Source organism: Verrucomicrobiales bacterium, from assembly GCA_016793885.1.
GTDB lineage: Bacteria > Verrucomicrobiota > Verrucomicrobiia > Limisphaerales > UBA11320 > UBA11320.
The window spans coordinates 110,184-128,843 of record JAEUHE010000197.1; the positions used below are offsets into that span (position 1 = coordinate 110,184).

Here is an 18,660-nt window from a genome sequence, read left to right on the forward strand (position 1 = left end):
ACGATTCCACGGTTCCTCATTGATCCCGGCTAAACGTAACGCTAAAGTAACCACTTAGTCTGGAAACCTCAGAATTTTGTTATGCGTTGTGCTCTTGCTGTTCTTCTCTTCTGTTCGGTCTGGTGTCCCGTCGTCACCTCCGCCGATCCCCTGGTGATCTCCGAGTTCATGGCGAGCAACCAGACTGGGCTCAAAGATGAGGACGGGGAGTTTAGCGATTGGATCGAGCTTCAGAACATCACCACCAACGCAGTAAACACCGCGGGGTGGTCTCTGTCGGACTCCGCCGGTAACCTGCGCAAGTGGCTGCTCCCCGCCACCAACATTCCGCCCCGCGGCTTTTTGGTGGTTTTTGCTTCCTCAAAGAACCGCGCACTCCCCGGGAGGCCGTTGCACACCAACTTCAAGCTGGATGCCGGAGCCCCGGGGGAGTTCCTCGGCTTGGTGAAGCCGGATGGCCTCACGGTTGCTTCCCAATACTCCCCCGCCTATCCCGCCCAGTTTCCGGATGTGAGTTATGGGTTGGCACCGAGTGTGATCACCCTTCCCTTGATCCCCGCCGGGGCAACCGCCAAGGTTCGGGTGCCCGCCAACGAGGCCGAAGGCTTGGCCTGGACCACTCGTGGATTTGATGACGCCAGCTGGACTTCTGGAACCGCTGCTTTCGGATACGACACCGGTGTTCCGGACTCCGCGGAGGATTCCGCTGCCAGCTTCGTTTTGGCGTCGGACCCTCTGGCATTTTTCCGACTCAACGAGAGCGCGGGGTCTTCCGCCCGTAACGACGGAAATCTGGGCGCAGCCGCCAACGGCCTCTACTCCGGGACTGCGGCTCCCGGGGCGGCCGGCCCGCGCGGTCCTTCGTTCAGTGGCTTCGAGGCTTCCAATATGGCGTTTCGTCCGGGAAGTGCGGGCAATTTGCGCATCCCGGCCAACCCAGCTTTCAACTTCGGAACCGGGCCGTTCACGGTCGAGATGTGGTTCCTGACCACCAACCCAACTCCGCGCGGCGACCTCTTTACGTACAAGGGCGCCGGCGGGGATTTTGGAATTCAGCTGTCCGCGCAGGCGGCGCGACGGATCAGCGTGTTCCACAACACGTACCTCGGAAACGGCGGAACGGTCGCGACCAATCAGTGGCAGCATCTGGTGGTGACCCGCGACAGCTCCCGAGCCCTGCGTGGATTCTTGAACGGGGTTCGCATCATCAACGCGACCCACAACGGCGACCTCAGCTTTGGAACGGACCTGATCTTTGGCAGTAATCACAGCGGCGACCCCGGATCGCCTACTACGACCTTCAACGGCCTGATGGACGAGATTGCGATCTATGGACGGGCCTTTTCCACCAACGAAGTCCTGGCTCACTACCAGGGCGCTCAGACTTTTGTTCCCGTTTCGTTCGCCTCCCAGATCACGACTGACCTGCGCAGCCAACTATTCGGTGTCAATGCCTCCGCTTATTTTCGGTTCCCTTTCACGGCCGCGGACGTGGGTGGGATAGATCGTTTGAAGCTGCGCGTGCGTTACGACGACGGCTTCGTCGCCTATCTGAATGGTGTGGAAGTGGCGAGCGCCAACGCGCCCATCAGCAACATCTGGAATTCTGCCGCAACCGATCGGCATGCGGATTCGTTGGCGCTTCAATTGGAGGAATTCGATCTGAACAGTGTTCGCGGCTTGTTGGTGGAAGGGGTCAACGTTCTAGCTATCCAGGGGTTGAACGTGGCTGCCGACAACTCGGATTTCTTTCTGCAGCCTCAATTGGAGGCCACCGAAATCGGCGACCTTTCGCAGCAGGCTCGGTATTTCCCAGTACCCAGCCCCGGAGCGGCGAACAGCAGCGCCGCAGCTGAGCTCGGCCCGGTCATCAGCAGTCCGTCGCATCGACCGCTTCAACCTCGCAACGAGGAAGACCTGGTGGTGACGGCTCGCATCTCACCGGTCGGCACCGCCCTCGGTCCGATACTTCTGAGCTATCGCGTCATGTATGGCGTCACCAACACACTGCCCATGCTGGATGATGGTTTGCACGGTGATGGCGCGGCGGGCGATGGCGTCTTTGGCGCAACAATCCCAGCCGCCGCGTCTACGAACGGTCAGATGGTTCGCTGGTTTATTTCGGCATCGGATCTCGCGGGACGCGCCTCCCGCTGGCCTCTCTTCGATGACCCGACCGGCTCGCCAGAGTATTTGGGCACGGTGGTCTTCAACACGGGGATCACCAGTACCATTCCGACTTGGGAGTGGTTTACCCCGAATGAAACCGGATCCCGGAGCCGCAACGGCGCCCGCGGGTCGCTCTTCTACCAAGGCCGCTTCTACGACAATGTGTTCATTCGGGAGCGTGGCGGCGCGACCACCTTGGGGTCGCAGAAGTTTGATTTCAACCGTGGGGACGAATTTCAGCTGGATGAGAGCTATGGGGGGATTCGCGAGGCGAACCTGAACTCCAATGGAAGCGATCCCAGCTTCATTCGTCCGCTGCTGGCCTTCGAGACTTTTCGTCGGGTGGGCGTGCCTGCCTGCCTTTCCTTCAATGTGCTGATGCGGGTGAACAACAAGCAGGACCGGGTGGCGGTCTGGGTCGAGCAAGTCGATCAGCGGTTTTTGGAGCGGAACGGTTTGGATCCCGAAGGCGCCCTTTACAAGATGGTTCAGCGAGGAAGCCTGGATCCCGTCTTCAATGACTCCACCGATGGCGTGGAGAAGAAGACCCGGCAGAACGAATCCAATGCCGACCTCCAGGCTTTGGTTACGGGGATTCGGTTGAACAAGACTGCTGATGAGCGGGCTCTCTACATTTTCGACAACCTGAATCTCCCCGCGATGGTCAACTTTCTCGCGGTTCGCAGCCTGATCATGGACGCGGACGATGTGCGCAAGAACTTCTACGTGTATCGCGACTCAAACGGCACCAAGGAATGGTCCATTTTTCCGTGGGACAAGGATTGGTCCTTCGGGGTTGAAGGCGACGGAGGCCAGCACCTGCATCATCCGTTCTTTGGCGATCGCGCCCATTCCAAGGACAATGCGGATCAGTGGAACGTGCTCTGGACGGTGCTGTTCAACGATCCGCGCCCTCGGGAGATGTACTTGCGCCGGTTGCGAACCCTGATGGACGATCTGCTGCAGCCGCCGGGAACTCCCTCCGCGACCGGCTTTTTTGAGCAAAGGGTTCGGTCTCTTTCCACCAACCTGTCGCGGCCGGGGCCGATCCCTGGCAATAGCGATGTTCTGAGCTATTTCCCCACCCGCCGAAACGACCTGTTTTCGCGTTACAATGTAGCTGGAGGCGGGACACCTCAGAACGCGGTCGTCCCTTTTGAGCAGCCTACTTCCGCAGATATCAGCTTCGGCGAGATCGAGTCCTTTCCCGCCTCTGGCAACCAAGACGAGGAGTATGTGCAATTGGTGAATCCGAATGGTTTTGCCTTGGATCTGAGCGGATGGAAGGTATCGGGTGGAATCGAATTCGAGTTTCATCCGGGCACGGTGATTGGGCCTTCCGAGACGATGTACTTGTCGCCCAACGTGGCGGCATTCCGAGCCCGAACCACTGGGCCGCGGGGCGGTCAGGGCCTGTTTGTTCAAGGCAACTATTCCCGACGCCTTTCGGCTCGCGGGGAGTCGCTCCAGTTGACCGATCGGTACGGGCGGCTGGTGGCCGAGGCTCAGAGTGCGGTGCGTCCCACTGTGGCGCAGCAGCATTTGCGCGTGACCGAGATCATGTATCATCCCCCCGCGCCGCCCGTGAACAGCGCCTTCACTCGTGAGGATTTCGAGTACATCGAGCTGACTTACACCGGCTCCAGTCCGCTAGCCCTCGCGGGATTTCAGTTCACCCGTGGAATCCAATTTGACTTTACCACCAGCTCCATCCCGGTCATCCCGGCTGCTTCCGTGTCGGCGCCTGAAACCTTGCTCTTGGTCAAGAATCGAGCGGCTTACGAAAGCCGGTACGGCTCGTCGGCGCGCATCGCTGGCCAGTACGAAGGGCTGCTGGATGACAGCAGCGAGGTGCTTCGACTTGAGGAGGCGACCGGTGAGGTGATCGCTGAGTTCGAGTATCGGGACGAGTGGTATCCAGTGACCGACGGAGCCGGGTTGGCTCTGGCCGCGAACCCAGCGGCTGGCGGGGCGGTCACTCCGAGCTTGAAGGCCTACTGGATTCCAACTCCGATAGAAACCCACCGCCCGGGCACTGCTCAAGATCCCGCATCGCCGGTGATACCGGCCGTCTTCGTCAACGAGTTGCTCGCCAATCCCGGATCTGCGGGAGTCGATCGGGTCGAGCTGTACTCGCCCCAAGGGGCAGACATCAGCGGTTGGTTCCTGACCGACGACCTCCAAGATCCTAAAAAGTACCGAGTGCCGAACAATACCGTAATCCCTCCGGGCGGTTTCTGGACTGCGGTCGAGGATCAGTTTAACGCGGGGCCGAACCGGTTCTCCTTCAGCTCCGCAGGGGAGGAAGTGTATCTCGTAGCGGCCAACCTTGCGGGCGCCGTGCTCCCGTGGGCGCACGGATACGATTTCGGCGCCTCGGCGCCAGGAGTATCCTTCGGACGATTTCTAGCCTCAACCGGTGATGATTCCTTTGTTGCGCAATCGACAACCTCGTTCGGGCAGGCGAATGCCGGCCCACAGGTGGGACCTGTCGTTGTGAGCGAGGTGATGTTCCATCCGGTTGATTTGGCGGGGGGGCTGGACAACGGCGTTGATGAGTTCGTTGAGCTGAGCAACCTGTCGTCCTCGGCTGTCGCGCTGTTTGATCCTGCGGCCGCGACCAATCGTTGGGAGATCACGGGCGACATCCGTTTTACCTTCCCGTTGAACACCTCGCTCGCCGCCGGCAAGCGTCTCCTGCTGGTTAACTTTGATCCGCTGGTTTCCGTCTCGGTCGCCACCAGCTTTCGGCAGCGGTTTCAAGTGCCTGCGGACGTTCCGCTCTATGGCCCATATGGTGGCCGGCTCGATAATTCGGCGGGCCGGATTTCTCTGCGCAAGCCCGGGCAGGCGGCGACGAACGGAGTTCCGATGATTCTGGTCGATCGGGTGGATTATCAAGATGGGGGTGTTTGGCCTGCTGGGGCCGACGGAACCGGCGCCTCCCTTCAGCGGCTGGTGGAATCGGCGTTCGGGGATGACGCGTCGAACTGGATCGTGGCGGCCGCAACCGCCGGACAACCCTTGGGGAGCGGGACGCGGCCCGAGATCAGCCAGTTTTCCGCGCCTTTGATCACCGCGGCTGCTGGAACGGAGGTTCGGCTGGATGTGGTTTCTTCGGGGGAAGGGCCGCTTTCATACCGCTGGCGATTCCAGGGGCAGCCGCTGGCGGGTGCCACGAATGCTAGCCTGCAGCTCACCAACCTGCAGGCCCATCGGGCTGGGATATACGACGTCGTGGTCTACAATCGAAACGGGTCGCGTGTGAGCCCCGCCTCCGAAGTGGTGGTCGAGAATCGCGTGCGGATCCTGCTTTCCCCGCAGACAGTCAACACCGGACCAGGGACCAATGTTGTGTTTCGGGTGGCTGCGCTGGGGACGGGTGGCTTGCGCTATCGATGGCTGAAGGATGGCGTTGAGTTGCCGGGCAATGATTCTCCATCGCTGCTGCTTCCCGCGGTTCAAATGGCCGATGCGGGCAGCTATTCGGCTCGAGTTTCTGACGCCTCCGGCACGGTGGTGGACAGCTCGGCCGCGTTGCTCCGAGTTCTGTTAAAGCCCGTGGTTGTTTCTGCTCCCCAGAGCGTGACAGCGGTGGTGGGTGAGAACGTGACCTTGACCGCGGGTGCCAGCGGACAACCGCTGCCGCTGGTGTATCGCTGGCGGCGAGGCACCAGTGTATTCCTGACCACGACGAACAATGCGAACCAGGCATCGATTGTCTTGACCAATGTTCAACTCAGTCAGGCTGGTCGATACTCCGTCATCGTTACGAATTTGGCAGGTGCCTCCACAGCGAGCGCAGAGGCTGTGCTGACCGTGCTTCCGGACACGGATGCCGATGGGCTTCCGAACGACTGGGAAACCGCCTACGGGTTCGCCCCCGGCGGACCCAATGAGTCACTGGAGGATACCGATCAAGACGGGATGAACAATCGCAGTGAGTGGCTGGCTGGCACCCATCCGCGGAACGCCTCAAGCGTGCTGCGCCTCCGTCTCGAGCCCTTGGCCAACGGTGGTCAGCAGCTCCGGTTTACGGCAGCTTCCAATCACTCCTACACCCTGCGCATGCGCGGGGACCTATCGTCCGCCTCTTGGAATACCATCTCGAATGTGGTGGCGGGAACGGCGGACCGCGATCTCGCGATGGTGGACACCTATCCGGGGGCGTTGACCCGGTATTATCAAGTCGTCACTCCGTCACTCCCGGACACTCGCCTCGCTGGCCCGACTCTTGTGCAGGCGCCCGCCGATCTGCGTGTTGCACCTGGGAGCTCGTCGGGATTCAGCGTGCTCGCAACCGGGCAGGGCGTACTGCGGTATCAATGGTACTTTGAGAACAGCCTGATCCCAGGCGCTACTGGGTCGACGTTCCCCTTGAATGCGATTCAGCCGGCCGCTGCGGGCGTTTATCGAGTGACCGTGAGCGACCAGTTGGGAACGAAGAGTGCCAGTGCGCGGCTGGAAGTGGCGGCGCCTTGAGCCCAATCCATGCAGTAGGGCGGCCTGCGGTTGCGCAGCAGGTTTGTGCGAAAACCGAGGCGTGAGGAGCGAGCGTATTGAGCGAAATACGTAAGCGACGAACAACGAAGGATTTCGCAAAAAGATCAAGCAAACGCGTGCTGAACGACTGCATGGATTGGGCCTGAGCCCGTGTAGGAGCCGACCTGAGAAGGCTTATTCCGGTCGGTTCAGACGGGGAAGAGAACTGGTCTTGATTTTTCCTCTCTTTTGGCTCGGCCGGGTAATCTTCGGCTCATGACCTTGGTGAGCTTCGTGCCTTTGTGAGAGACATTCGAGCCCACTGCGCTCGTGGCCGGGGAATCGTCCGAGGGCGGACGACCCTACAATGTAGTGTGGGCCGTGTCGGCCCATCAGAGGCACCTGGCACCTACGCGCGCTTCCGAAACCACTCGACGAATCGAGAGATGCCGGCTTCGATCTTCACCTGCGGATTGTAACCCAACTGGGAACGCGCTTTGTCGATGTTGGCATACGTAATGGGCACGTCGCCAGGCTGGGCGCCGTGACGGTCGATGATGGCCTTCCGACCCAGTGCTTGCTCCAGAAGTTCAATCAGCCGACTCAGCGTGACTGTTTGGGACTCGCCGAGGTTAAATACATCGTAGCCGAAACGATGCTGGGTGGCGGCCATGATGCCATCCACTGTATCGTCGACGTACGTATAGTCGCGCGCGCTCGAGCCGTCGCCGAAGACAGGGATCGGTTTCCCTTGGGAGATGAGTTGCGCGAACTTGTGGATGGCGAGGTCGGGACGCTGGCGAGGTCCGTAGACGGTGAAAAAGCGGAGCATGATGATATCCAGACCGTAAACATGATGGTACACATGCCCCAGCGCTTCGCAGGCTAGTTTGCTAGCCGCGTAGGGGGAGATCGGAGTGGTGATCGGGTCGGCCTCGCTGAAGGGGACCTTGGAGTTGATGCCGTAAACCGAGGAGGATGACGCGATGGTGACCTTGGGTACCTGGCTCAGCCGCGCGGCCTCCAAAATGTTGACGGTGCCCTCGACGTTTACTCGTTGATACAAGGCTGGTTCTTGCAGGCTGGGGCGAACGCCCGCCCGCGCTGCGAGGTGGATCACTTGGTCGAAGCGGGTACCCGCGAACACGGCGTCGACCTTGGCGCGGTCCGCCAAATCGCCTTCGATGAACTGGATGGAACCGCCGGAGGCAGTGATTTCCTCGAGATTTCGGCGCTTGATCGCGGGGGAGTAGAACGAGTTGAGATCATCCAGGATAGACACATGATGTCCGGCCCGAAGCAGGCGTTCACAAACGTGGGAGCCGATAAAACCTGCTCCTCCGGTTACCAGGAAGTTCATGGCGAAAGTCTACGGACTTTCAGCTGTATCGATCAACACTCCAGAATCGAAATTGGCCGGCGCTGGATATTGGCAAGTCTGCAGGAGGCGGGACCTAAAGTGGCCATTAGAAAAGCCAAGCTTGCGCCACTTTCTCAAAAATAATCCCAAGCAAGCTCAGCTGAAGTTTCGGTATGGCCAGCGCCGGCCACTGGTTTTCGATTCGTTACCTTCCGAACGTTTATAGAGACAGAGCTCGGATCGATTCGTTGCGATCTTTTTTCTCCATTCCACCGAGTGCTGCACTTCGGCCACCTGATCCCCGCAGGGAGTCCTGCTCAATTGGATAAACTAATGACAGGTCTAGTTCTGCTTACATGGCGTTGGGACTCTTCGCCAGGAAGCGGCCGAGGTGGGTGCTTTCCTTTGGCTCTCAGCCGTTCTAACCGACCGCCCAGCTCGTGGGCATCTCTTTGAGTTTGCGTATTGGGCAAAGACGACGATGGAGTTCTGGTTCGTGAAGGCTCGGGGTTCTTTAATCTATTGTATCCAATGGGTTATGAATCTAACAATGTCAGTGGTGCGACTTGACCAGAGGTTGTTCGAGGCCGAGCGGGGCATCCGGATGAGGTGGGGGCGAGCAGATTCTTGGATTTAGACAAGACTGGCACCATCCCCTTCCGAGGCCGCCCGGAATTGCGGCTTGACCTTCCTTGATCGGACTCCTAATCTACGTCAACTATAGGTTAGATTGCTGGCTTGGCCAGCGCGTCGAAGTCGGAGAGCAATCTACCGACTTTTTTGTTCCCCGGGTGGGGACACGGACTCTGTCTATGAATGCCGACCTGTTAGCTGTGCTGGAATTTTGGGAGCGGGAGAAGGGAATCAACCGCGACACGTTGCTTGCCGCGGTTCAAGAGTCGTTGCTTGCGGCGGCCAAGAAAGCCGTGGGTCCGGCTCGGGAGCTTCGTGTCCAGATCGATCCCAAGAGCGGCGATATCAAGGCTTTTGCTAAGATGATCGTCGCCGAGAAGGTGATCTCGAAGCACGACCAAATGTCCGTGTTCGATGCCCGTCGTGTTAAGTCCGATGCCGTTGTCGGTGATGAGGTGGAGATCGAAGTGACTCCGGCTGGGTTTGGTCGGATCGCCTCCCAATATGCGAAGCAGTCGCTCATGCAGCATATTCGACGGGCGGAGAAGCAGTTGATTTTTAATGAGTTTAAGGATCGGGTCGGCGATATTGTAAGCGGCGTGGTGCGTCGTTTCGAGCGTTCCGATGTCACGATCGACCTTGGCAAGTACGAGGCGCTGTTACCCAATCGCGAGCGGGTCCCGACCGAGGAATATCAGGTAGGCGAGCGGATTCGCTGCTACGTGAAGGCGGTGGACAATGGACCCCATGGTCCGGAGATCATTCTGTCGCGGGCAGATCCTCTGTTCGTTCAAAAGTTGTTTCAGGTGGAAGTTTCGGAGATCCACGATGGCACCATCGAGATCAAGTCGATTGCCCGCGAGCCCGGCTTCCGCACGAAGATTGCCGTCTACACTCGCGACGAGAAGGTGGATCCTGTGGGGGCCTGCGTTGGATTGCGCGGGCAGCGCGTGAAGAACATTGTTCGCGAGTTGAACAATGAGAAGGTGGACATCATTCGGTGGTCCTCGAATATTCGGGACTTTGTCACCAATGCGTTGGCGCCGGCGAAGATTAAGAGTTTTGACATGGATGAGGGTCGTCGGCGTATCAAGCTGGTGGTGGGATCGGATCAGCTGTCGCAAGCGATCGGCAAGCGTGGACAAAACGCACGCCTGACTTCCCGTTTGACGGGTTGGCAGGTGGACATCGAGGCTGAAGAAGCTCCGGTGGTTGCTTTGGACGATAAGTTTCAGGCTCAGTTCACGGAGGCGGTGCGTGTGCTAGCGGCGATCCCGGGGATCACCGCTGAGCAAGCGGATGCCTTGGTGCACAACGGCTTGGCTAGTTTGGAAGATTTGCTGCAGGTTGAGGCGGCGGATCTGGCGGAAATTCCTCAGATCGGAGCTAGTGCTGAGGCGGTTCTGGAATCGGCGCGCCAAGAGGTGGCACGTCGCACATTCAAAGTGGGCGAGACGTCCACTGTATAAACCATGACTTGGGTTCTGCCCATCGTCGCTTCGTTCCGAGCATGAAAGGCTTGGCATTCAACCGAGGCGAATTACTAAATTATGCCCGTTCGCATTTACGACCTAGCAAAGAAACTTGGCCTGGAAAGCAAGGAACTGCTCACTGTGGCCAAGGAGCTAGGTATTTCTGGTGCCCGGGTCGCTTCTAGTTCTCTCGATAAAATCACCGCGGAGTATCTCGAAGAGCAGGTGGTCGCTCGGCGTCCGGCTGGAACGGTTTTCACCCCCACCGATGCCCCCGCTGAGGCCGAACCGGTTTCCAGCTCGCCCCCTGCTGTTCACACCCCAGTGGAGCCGGTAATCGAGGTGATTAAAGTCATCAAGGAAACGCCTCCGGCGCCGGTACCCGAGCCCGTCGCGGCCGTTCCTGCTCCGATTCCTGAGGTTGTCCCCGTTCCCGAGCCCCAGCTGGTTCCGGTTGCTGCCGAAGCGACTCCAGCTTTGGTGGCATCCGCTAAGCCTTTGGTTGCGAGTGAGAAACCGGCTGCTGAGGGGCCTGCGGTTCCTGAACCTGTCCGGCCCTCCGCGGCAGCCATACCCATCGTTCCGCCATCCGTCCCTAGTCCGGCGCCCGTGATTCCACCGGCGCCCGTGGTTCCGCCGGCTCCGCCGGCGGGTCCTCGAATCGGCGATAAGGTTGGGTTCATCCAGTTGCCCACTTCCGGTCGTTCCGGCCGCGGCAATGAACGTTCAGCTCCGCCTCCGCCGGTGCCGCAGCGTGGCAATCTGCCCCCGCGTCCGGGCATGGATCGTGGTCGGATGCAGGGTGGCGGCTACCAGAACCAAAATCGGCCCGGCATGGGCAACCGTCCCCAGGGCGGACCTGGTGCTTACCGTCCGCAGGGTGGCTATCAGCAAAATCGTCCCGCGCCGCAGTCGGCGGGTTCTCAGCAGGGGGGTGTTTCGGTGGAAGGTCCCACCATCACGATCAAGCCTCCGATCATCGTTCGAGAGTTGGCTGAGAAGATGGGCATTAAGCCTTTCCGCCTGATTGCGGACCTGATCGATCTCAAAGTGATGGCCACGGTAAACCAGGCCATCGATGAAACTATCGCCCAACGAGTTTGCGCCAAACACGGGTTTCGCTTCGAGGTAGAGAAGCGGAAAACCGGCACCGGCGTGACGGCTCCCAAACAGGAGCTGAAGCTGGATCAAGAGGATAAGCCGGAGGATCTTCGTCCGCGGGCGCCTGTAGTCACGATCATGGGGCATGTCGACCACGGCAAGACCTCCTTGCTGGACATGATTCGGAAAGCGGACGTCGCTGCCGGCGAGGCGGGCGGCATCACCCAGCACATCGGCGCTTACACCATCGCGATCCCGCATCCGGAGCGGCCCACCGAGATGGCTCAGATCACTTTCCTCGACACCCCGGGTCATGCCGCCTTCAGTTCCATGCGAGCTCGCGGTGCGAACGTCACTGACATTGTCATTCTGGTGGTGGCGGCGAATGACGGTGTGATGCCGCAAACTCTCGAAGCCTTGAGCCACGCTCAGGCGGCGAAAGTGCCGATCCTGGTGGCGGTGAACAAGGCCGATCATCCGAATGCCAATCCCATGAAGGTGCGCCAGCAGCTTCAAGAGAAGGGCTTGGTTCCTGACGAGTGGGGTGGCACGACCTTGTTTGTGGATGTCTCGGCGCTGACTGGCCAAGGGGTGCCCAAGCTGCTCGAGATGATTTTGTTCCAGGCCGACTTGCTCGAGTTGAAGGCCAATCCCAATCGCTTGGCGAAGGGGAATGTCATCGAATCCGGTTTGGAGCCAGGAGGTCCCACCGCCACTGTGCTGGTTCGCAAAGGCACTTTGAAGTTAGGCGAGGCCGTCATCTGCGGGCCTTTCTGGGGGCGGGTGCGCGCTCTCATCAACGAGGAGGGTAAGCGGCTCAAAGAGGCCGGCCCCTCCGTCGCGGTCAAAGTTCTCGGCTTGAACGGTGTTCCCGAAGCGGGACTGGAGTTCAGCGCGATCGAGGATGAAAAGGCGGCTCGCGAGGTTGCCGAAAAGCGGGCCGAGCAGGCTCGCTTTGACGCCCAACAGCAGCCTTCTGCCAAGGCGACCTTGGAAGATCTCTTCGGACGCATCGAAGAGGCCAATGCCAAGGTGCTCAAGGTGGTGATCAAGGCGGACACGCAAGGTTCGATCGAGGCCATCGTGGAAGCCTTGCGCAAGATCGAGTCGGATCGCGTCAGCCTCGAGATCGTGCATTTCGCGGTGGGTACCATTACCAGCAACGATGCTACACTGGCATCGGCCTCGCACGCCATCATCCTGGGATTCCATACCCGGCTCGACAACGGAGTGTCGGACTTGGCCAAGCACGAGGGGGTGCAGATCAAGCTTTACTCGATCATCTACGAGTTGATCGATGAGGTGAAGAAAGCCATGGCGGGACTTCTTCCGCCAATCCTCCGGGAAACCGTGGTGGGTTCGGCCGAAATTCGCAAAGTATTCGAGCTTTCCAAGGGCGGCAATGTGGCAGGTTGCATGGTAACCAATGGTCGCGTGATCCGGGGCAAGCTGCGGGTGATGCGTCGCAAGAACCGCATTTACGAAGGGGTATCGCTTTCGCTTCGACGTTTCCAAGACGAAGTCAACGAGGTCCGTTCGGGCATGGAATGCGGCATCCGGCTGGATGGGTTCAACGAATTCCAGGTGGGCGATGTCATCGAGTGCTACGCAGTCGAGAAGCTTGCCCCCGAGCTGTAACTCTTTCCTGACGACCCTGTGTCCTCTCATCGGCAACTGCGGGTTCGAGAATTGCTCAAGCGCGAGATCGGCGAAGCCATCCGTCGCGAAGTGCGGATCGAGGAAGGCGGGTTGATCAACGTCAATGACGTCGACATCTCGAGCGATTTGCGCCAGGCGACGGTGATCCTCGGCTTCTACGGCACGAATGCTCAGCAGCGGAATGCCCTGAACCTGGTCAACGCGAGCCGGCTGCGCATTCAGGACTGGGTCGCCAAAGCCGTCATCATGAAGTTCACTCCCCGGCTCAGGTTCGTTCTCGACGACTCCATCGAGCGTGGGAACCGGGTTCTTCGCCTTATGGAAGATCTGGAAAAGGAAACAGGGCAGGAAGCTTCCGCCCCCGTTCCTTTGCCGAAGGAACCCCCGACGGCCGAATGAAAGCACCCGTCATCGACCGAATCCTGGAAGTGATTCGGTCTCATCAGTCTTTTTGCATCGTTGGGCACATTCGGCCGGATGGCGATTGCATCGGGTCCCAGCTGGGATTGACCCTGGCCTTGCGAGCTGCCGGCAAGGATGCCGTTTGCTGGAATCAGGATCCTGTTCCCAACAAGCTCGCGTTCTTGGATCCGCAGAAGCTGGTGGCGGTTCCCGAACCTGGCCAGAGCTTCGATTGCGTGATTGCGACCGACTGCGCGTCGTTTGAGCGTCTCGGGCGCACGGCGGAGCATATCGGGCTGCGCAAGGTGTTCATTAACATCGATCACCATGCCAGCAACACCAAGTATGGGGATCTCAACTGGATATCGCCCAAACAGGCTTCCACCGGTGAGCTCATCTACCAGCTGTTGGTGCAGGCCAAATGGCCGATCACCTCGCCCATTGCCGATTGCCTCTTCACGGCGGTTTCGACCGACACCGGGTCTTTTCAATACGCTTCGACCAGTCCCTCCACGTTCAAGACCGCCAGTCATCTGGTGGAGCGGGGAGCGAATCTCGCTCGTGTTTGCCACGAGGTGTATCAGTCGTATCCGCTCTCGCGGATGAAGCTGCTCAAGCGGGTTTACAATAGATTTCGGCTTACCCATGACGATCGGACGGCCTATTTCTGGCTCAAGCAGGCCGATTACACGCGCACCGGAGCGAAGCCGGCGGATTCTGAAGGGCTGATCGATCATATCCGTGCGATCGATGAAGTCATCGTGGCTTGCGTGTTTGAGGAGATGGAACCCGAGCTGACTCGCGTCAGCCTCCGGTCCAAAAGCGCCCAAGTGGATGTGAATCAGATCGCAGGGCTCTTCGGCGGCGGCGGGCATGTGGCGGCGGCTGGAGCTCGCATTGCCGGGCGTCCCCTGGCGGTTCAGCGACGGGTGCTCGCCGCGATTCGAAAAGCTCTCAAGACAGTTCGTGCTTCATGAAAACATTCACCGCGCTCGATGGAGCGCTGCTGGTGGACAAACCCGCCGGCCCCACCTCCCATGATGTCGTTGACAACATTCGCCGCCAATTTGGCATTGCGAAGGTGGGGCACTGTGGAACGCTGGATCCTCAGGCCACCGGACTTCTGATCCTCGTGCTGGGACAGGCCACCAAGCTCTCCGAGAAGCTGATGGCGGACGACAAGGTGTACTGCGGTCATATTTCCTTTGGTGTGACCACGAATAGTTACGATGCGGATGGCGAAGTGGTTTCGTCGCTTCCGGTGCCGCCGATGACACTCGAAGAGATCAACGAGACTGCGGCGACCTTTGTAGGGGATCAGATGCAGGAACCGCCGATGGTGTCCGCGATCAAGAAGGATGGGGTCCCGCTGTACAAGCTGGCTCGCAAAGGCATTGAAGTGGAGCGGAAGCCTCGACTGGTGCACATCTATCGTTTCCGATTTACGGAGTATCAGGAGCCGGTAGGCGCCTTCCGCATTGCCTGTACGAAGGGGACCTATGTGCGCAGTGTGGCGCACGATCTTGGGCAAAAACTGGGGTGCGGGGCTCACCTGACGACTCTTCGTCGCCTGGTGTCCGGCAAGTTCGACGTGGAGGATTCCATGGAGTATGAGGAGTTGTTGAACATCTCCACGGCTGAGTTGGAGAAGCGTGTGATCCCCATGCTCCAGCTGGCGAAAGACTCTTAACCTACTTATCTCACGTCACGGTTCAGCATGCAGCTGGTTCGTCAACCCCAGGATCTACATAACAGCAAACGCAGGGTCTGCGTTGCGATTGGGGTCTTTGACGGCGTTCATCTGGGGCATCAGGAGGTCATTCGGCGGACTTGTGAGGATGCGGCTCGCCGGGAGGCCCATTCGCTGGTTGTGACCTTTGACCGTCATCCGAGTGCCATTGTGTCCCCGGATCGGATGCCTCCCATGATCCAAACCACTGCGCAGCGATTGCGTGCCCTCCAGTCGACGGGTGTGGAAGCCGTGTGGTTGATCCCCTTTGATCGCCAGTTCAGCCAGAAGACGGGGGAGGTCTTCGTTAGGGAGTTGGTTCGGGAGTTCCCGGTCCTGACGAGTGTTTCGGTTGGAAGCGATTTCGTGTTTGGGCATCGGCGCAGCGGCAATTTGGCGTTGCTGCGGCAGATGGGCGGCGAGATGGGATTTGAGGCGAACGGCCTGGCTCCCGTCGTGTTGGATGGTGAGGTGGTGAGCAGCACGCGTATTCGGCAGGCTATTGCGGCGGGCCGAATGGAACAGGCCGGTGGGATGATCGGTCGTCCTTGGGCTTTGGGTGGAATCGTGGAGCGTGGCGCTCAGCTTGGGAGGAAACTCGGCTTTCCGACGGCCAACTTGGACACCTCGGGAATGGTGCTTCCCCCTCCGGGAGTTTATGCGGTGGAGGCGACTGTGGATGGGAAAGTGCGGCTAGGCGTGATGAATTTGGGGTTGCGGCCAACTGTTGCCCAAGAGGCCTCGGTGCTCCGAGCAGAGGTGCATCTTTTGGATTTTGACGGCGACTTGTATGGGCGCGAGCTGGAGTTGCGCGTGGTCGAGAAACTGCGCGACGAGCAGAAGTTTGCCGGTGTGGAGCTACTGAAGGAGCAGATCGCCCGCGACATTGAGCAAGCACGCGCTCTTCTCAGCGGTCGCTAGATTCCCTCTCAACCTAGGGCTGCTGCTGTTTGTTTCCCTTACTTCTTCTTCGCCGACTTCGAATCGTTCAGGCTCCAGTCGTAATCGAGGTATTCGATCTTGAATCCCCCGGCCTTGATGTCTTCCTGATCGGAGGGGGGTAGGTAGCGGTTGACATAGCCGAGCACCGACCCGCCGTTGAGCACGAAGTCTTCCTCATACCATTGGAAGATCTTGGAAAGGAAGATTGTTCGGCGCACCGCCACCACTCGGTTCTTGGCTGGGTCCGCCAGGAACTCCCGGGCTTGCTCGTCGAGCTGCGCTTTTAAACGCGGTCCGAGGTAGGGTTCGCCGCGCAGGGTCGGGCAGGCCTTGGCTGCGCACACGAGGGCGAAATGGATCCCTGGATACGTTGGATACTTGGCTCGGATGATCTCATGCTCCAACGATTGGAGAGTGATGAGCTTGCCCTGAAAGCGAACCGTCGGCGTACGCCACGCCGCATACGGCAGGAACCCGATATCCTTCAAGCTTTTGAGCGGGTAGTTGTCTATGACCAGCTGCAGGGTGGCCGCGTTATACAGATTGCACAGAAAAGCGACCTGGTCGTCCAATGTCCAGGACTTGAACTCGGCTTCCGGGACTTCCGCCAACGAATCCAAATAGGCATTCAGGTCGCGCGGGCTGGCCTTGAGGGCGGTGTAGTCGACCAATCCTTGCTTGACGAAGCGATCTAGGACGAGCGCGTAGAGCCGGTGCTGGCGGTCGAAGGCCGCACCCGGAAGTAGTTGGAGCCCGGCCGTCAGCAGGAGAATCACCAGCCCAAGGACTGTTTTGGTTCGAGACATAGCAATGGTTGCGTGAGGCGAAACGCCGCTCGTTTATGCCTCGCACAGGAGCTAGACAATAGCGAGTGCTCTTCCGGGTAATCCAGAGGAAAAATTCACTGGCGATCCTCGCCCGCTCGCCTAACATTTCCCTCCATGAACCAGTATCTGGAACGCGTCGTTGATCTGCTCGACCCCAGCCTAAATCGGTTGGTGAATCTCAGCCTGGAGGAGGCTCGGCAGCGAGTTTTGAGCGGGGATACCGCTCAGATCCGTTCGATCCAGGGCTCTTTCGCTTTGGTCGCGAAGGAAGGAAAAACCGTCCGGATGGCTCGGTCGATGGACCGTCCCATGCGCTATTTCCTAGCCAAGCGGCACGAAGGACCCGCTCTCGTGGTGGCGGATCGCATTGATGCCCTTTATGCCTGGCTAAAGTCTGAAGGCTTTGAGAATCAATTTCATCCCAGCTACAGCCGCATGGTTCCCGCCCATCACCTGATCGAGATCCAGCTGATTGGGTGTCCGGATCCCGATCCGGTTTACACCCGTTTTTTCAACCCGCTGCACAACACGCAGCCCAAGGACCTGGGGCAGATTGGCGCCAACTACATCGGCGCTTTGGCTGAGGAAATTCGTATTTGGCTGCAGCAGATCCCGGAACATGAGCCCATAGGCGTGTGCTTTTCCGGGGGAGTGGACAGCGGAGCGGTGTTCTTGACCACTTATCATGTCATGCGTCAGTTGGGCATGAATCTGGGGCGGCTCAAAGCCTTTACCCTGGATCTTGGCCAGGGTCCCGACGTGGCCCAGGCTCGGCAGTTCCTCGATTCGTTGGGATTGGGATTGTTCCTCGAAACCATCGAAGCAAGCGCCGATGATATCGATGCGGAAGAGACGGTCCGGGTGTTGGAGGACTACAAGGTGCTGGATGTGCAGTGTGCCTCCATGGGACTGCTGCTGTGCCGCGGCATCCGTCAGCGCTACCCCCAGTGGAAGTTCCTGGTCGACGGCGATGGAGGGGATGAAAACCTAAAGGACTATCCGATTGAGGAAAACCCGGAACTGACCATCCGCAGTGTGGTGCACAACCAGATGCTTTATCAGGAGGGGTGGGGAGTGGGAAAGATCAAGCATTCTCTGACCTACAGCGGTGGGCTCAGCCGCGGTTATGTGCGCACCTACGCTCCGGCGAGGCGGTACGGCTTCGAGGGATTTAGCCCCTTCACTCGTCCGGATGTGATCGAGGTGGCTGAAGGCATCCCGTTCATCGAGCTCACTCAGTATGAGGTCCCGACCCTTTACTCCCTCAAGGGAGAGATCGTCAGCCGCGGGGTGAAAGCTGTAACCGGACAGCAGCTTCCGGTGTTTCCCAAGCGACGCTTCCAGCACGGTGCCGTGCAGCGCGAGGTGTTGCGGGCACGGCTGCCGGAACAAGAGGCCCTGTTCCGACGCCAATTCCTATCGATCTACCAATCTTAGATGCCGGCTGATTCCAGTTCCGCGTAAGTATTCCGCAGCCAAACCTTGACGCGTTGGCGCTCGAGCAAGCCTAGTCCGGTCACCGCCTTGTCTTTGTTGTTCTGAGCGGACCAGAAGCTGGCGCTGGTTCCATCGATCTTGCTCATCGAGCCTTCGTGGAGCTTCTTGATGGAGACGATTTTGGCCTGCAGCTCTTGCGCGCGGGCTTTTTCCGGGGACTGATGGAACAGTTCGAATCCGCTCCCCCGAAGCTCGTTCAGCGCCAAGATGTAGCTGAGACGGTTCCCGAACCTGTTGAAGAGCTTGCCTATAGCGATTGCCAAAAAAGATTTCCGAAATAGTTGAAAATAAAACTGGTACTTTTTGCCGGGTTATGGTTGAACCTGAGTGTTGCGCGCGCTCGAGGTACATCCGAATGCTGAGAACGCCACCCTAGAAGAACTAGCG

11 protein-coding genes are annotated in these 18,660 nt (G+C 59.1%); 8 read left to right on the forward strand and 3 right to left on the reverse strand.

The annotated features are described in order from the left end of the window. Positions 1–81: 81 nt before the first annotated feature. On the forward strand, positions 82–6,651 hold the full coding sequence (locus JNN07_22785) for a lamin tail domain-containing protein (GenBank protein ID MBL9170576.1): 6,570 nt from the start codon (positions 82–84) through the stop codon (positions 6,649–6,651). Positions 6,652–7,060: 409 nt separating this feature from the next. Here the strand turns inward: JNN07_22785 and JNN07_22790 are convergent, their stop codons facing one another. Then, complete coding sequence (locus JNN07_22790) at positions 7,061–8,011, reverse strand: SDR family NAD(P)-dependent oxidoreductase (GenBank protein ID MBL9170577.1); 951 nt, start codon at positions 8,009–8,011, stop codon at positions 7,061–7,063. Between the two features lie 812 nt (positions 8,012–8,823). Here JNN07_22790 and nusA point away from each other — a divergent pair. The 6 genes from nusA (at position 8,824) to JNN07_22820 (ending at position 15,928) form a co-directional block, all read left to right on the forward strand. Further along, the gene (gene nusA / locus JNN07_22795; GenBank protein MBL9170578.1) at positions 8,824–10,113 is read left to right on the forward strand and encodes a transcription termination/antitermination protein NusA; all 1,290 of its coding nucleotides are present in this window, start codon (positions 8,824–8,826) and stop codon (positions 10,111–10,113) included. 81 nt (positions 10,114–10,194) lie between these two features. Further along, complete coding sequence (infB, locus tag JNN07_22800; GenBank protein MBL9170579.1) at positions 10,195–12,855, forward strand: translation initiation factor IF-2; 2,661 nt, start codon at positions 10,195–10,197, stop codon at positions 12,853–12,855. Positions 12,856–12,873: 18 nt separating this feature from the next. After that, positions 12,874–13,275, forward strand: coding sequence for a 30S ribosome-binding factor RbfA (rbfA, locus tag JNN07_22805; GenBank protein MBL9170580.1), 402 nt, complete (start codon positions 12,874–12,876; stop codon positions 13,273–13,275). Further along, positions 13,272–14,255 carry a bifunctional oligoribonuclease/PAP phosphatase NrnA gene (locus JNN07_22810; GenBank protein MBL9170581.1) on the forward strand — a complete coding sequence of 328 codons (984 nt, stop codon included), beginning with the start codon at positions 13,272–13,274 and terminating at the stop codon, positions 14,253–14,255. The genes rbfA and JNN07_22810 overlap by 4 nt, the downstream gene beginning before the upstream one ends. Continuing rightward, complete coding sequence (gene truB, locus JNN07_22815) at positions 14,252–14,968, forward strand: tRNA pseudouridine(55) synthase TruB (GenBank protein ID MBL9170582.1); 717 nt, start codon at positions 14,252–14,254, stop codon at positions 14,966–14,968. Before JNN07_22810 ends, truB begins: the two co-directional genes overlap by 4 nt. A gap of 27 nt (positions 14,969–14,995) precedes the next feature. Then, positions 14,996–15,928, forward strand: coding sequence for a bifunctional riboflavin kinase/FAD synthetase (locus tag JNN07_22820; GenBank protein MBL9170583.1), 933 nt, complete (start codon positions 14,996–14,998; stop codon positions 15,926–15,928). A 38-nt stretch (positions 15,929–15,966) separates the two neighbouring features. On the opposite strand, the gene JNN07_22825 is transcribed toward JNN07_22820, so the two are convergent. Next, a complete protein-coding gene (locus JNN07_22825; GenBank protein MBL9170584.1) occupies positions 15,967–16,755 on the reverse strand; it encodes a DUF547 domain-containing protein in 789 nt (262 codons plus the stop codon). Between the two features lie 135 nt (positions 16,756–16,890). On the opposite strand from JNN07_22825, the gene JNN07_22830 reads away from it, so the two are divergent. Next, positions 16,891–18,213, forward strand: coding sequence for a hypothetical protein (locus JNN07_22830; GenBank protein MBL9170585.1), 1,323 nt, complete (start codon positions 16,891–16,893; stop codon positions 18,211–18,213). Here JNN07_22830 and JNN07_22835 read toward each other — a convergent pair. Continuing rightward, positions 18,210–18,536, reverse strand: coding sequence for a hypothetical protein (locus tag JNN07_22835; GenBank protein ID MBL9170586.1), 327 nt, complete (start codon positions 18,534–18,536; stop codon positions 18,210–18,212). The genes JNN07_22830 and JNN07_22835 overlap by 4 nt on opposite strands. Positions 18,537–18,660: the final 124 nt, after the last annotated feature.

Bases quoted from the DNA above. Each gene is read 5' to 3' on its own strand.
- JNN07_22830 (MBL9170585.1), top strand. From the start codon at position 16,891: ATGAACCAGTATCTGGAACGCGTCGTTGATCTGCTCGACCCCAGCCTA.
- JNN07_22820 (MBL9170583.1), top strand. From the start codon at position 14,996: ATGCAGCTGGTTCGTCAACCCCAGGATCTACATAACAGCAAACGCAGG.
- JNN07_22810 (MBL9170581.1), top strand. From the start codon at position 13,272: ATGAAAGCACCCGTCATCGACCGAATCCTGGAAGTGATTCGGTCTCAT.
- JNN07_22790 (MBL9170577.1), bottom strand. From the start codon at position 8,011: ATGAACTTCCTGGTAACCGGAGGAGCAGGTTTTATCGGCTCCCACGTT.
- nusA (MBL9170578.1), top strand. From the start codon at position 8,824: ATGAATGCCGACCTGTTAGCTGTGCTGGAATTTTGGGAGCGGGAGAAG.
- infB (MBL9170579.1), top strand. From the start codon at position 10,195: ATGCCCGTTCGCATTTACGACCTAGCAAAGAAACTTGGCCTGGAAAGC.
- truB (MBL9170582.1), top strand. From the start codon at position 14,252: ATGAAAACATTCACCGCGCTCGATGGAGCGCTGCTGGTGGACAAACCC.
- JNN07_22785 (MBL9170576.1), top strand. From the start codon at position 82: ATGCGTTGTGCTCTTGCTGTTCTTCTCTTCTGTTCGGTCTGGTGTCCC.
- JNN07_22825 (MBL9170584.1), bottom strand. From the start codon at position 16,755: ATGTCTCGAACCAAAACAGTCCTTGGGCTGGTGATTCTCCTGCTGACG.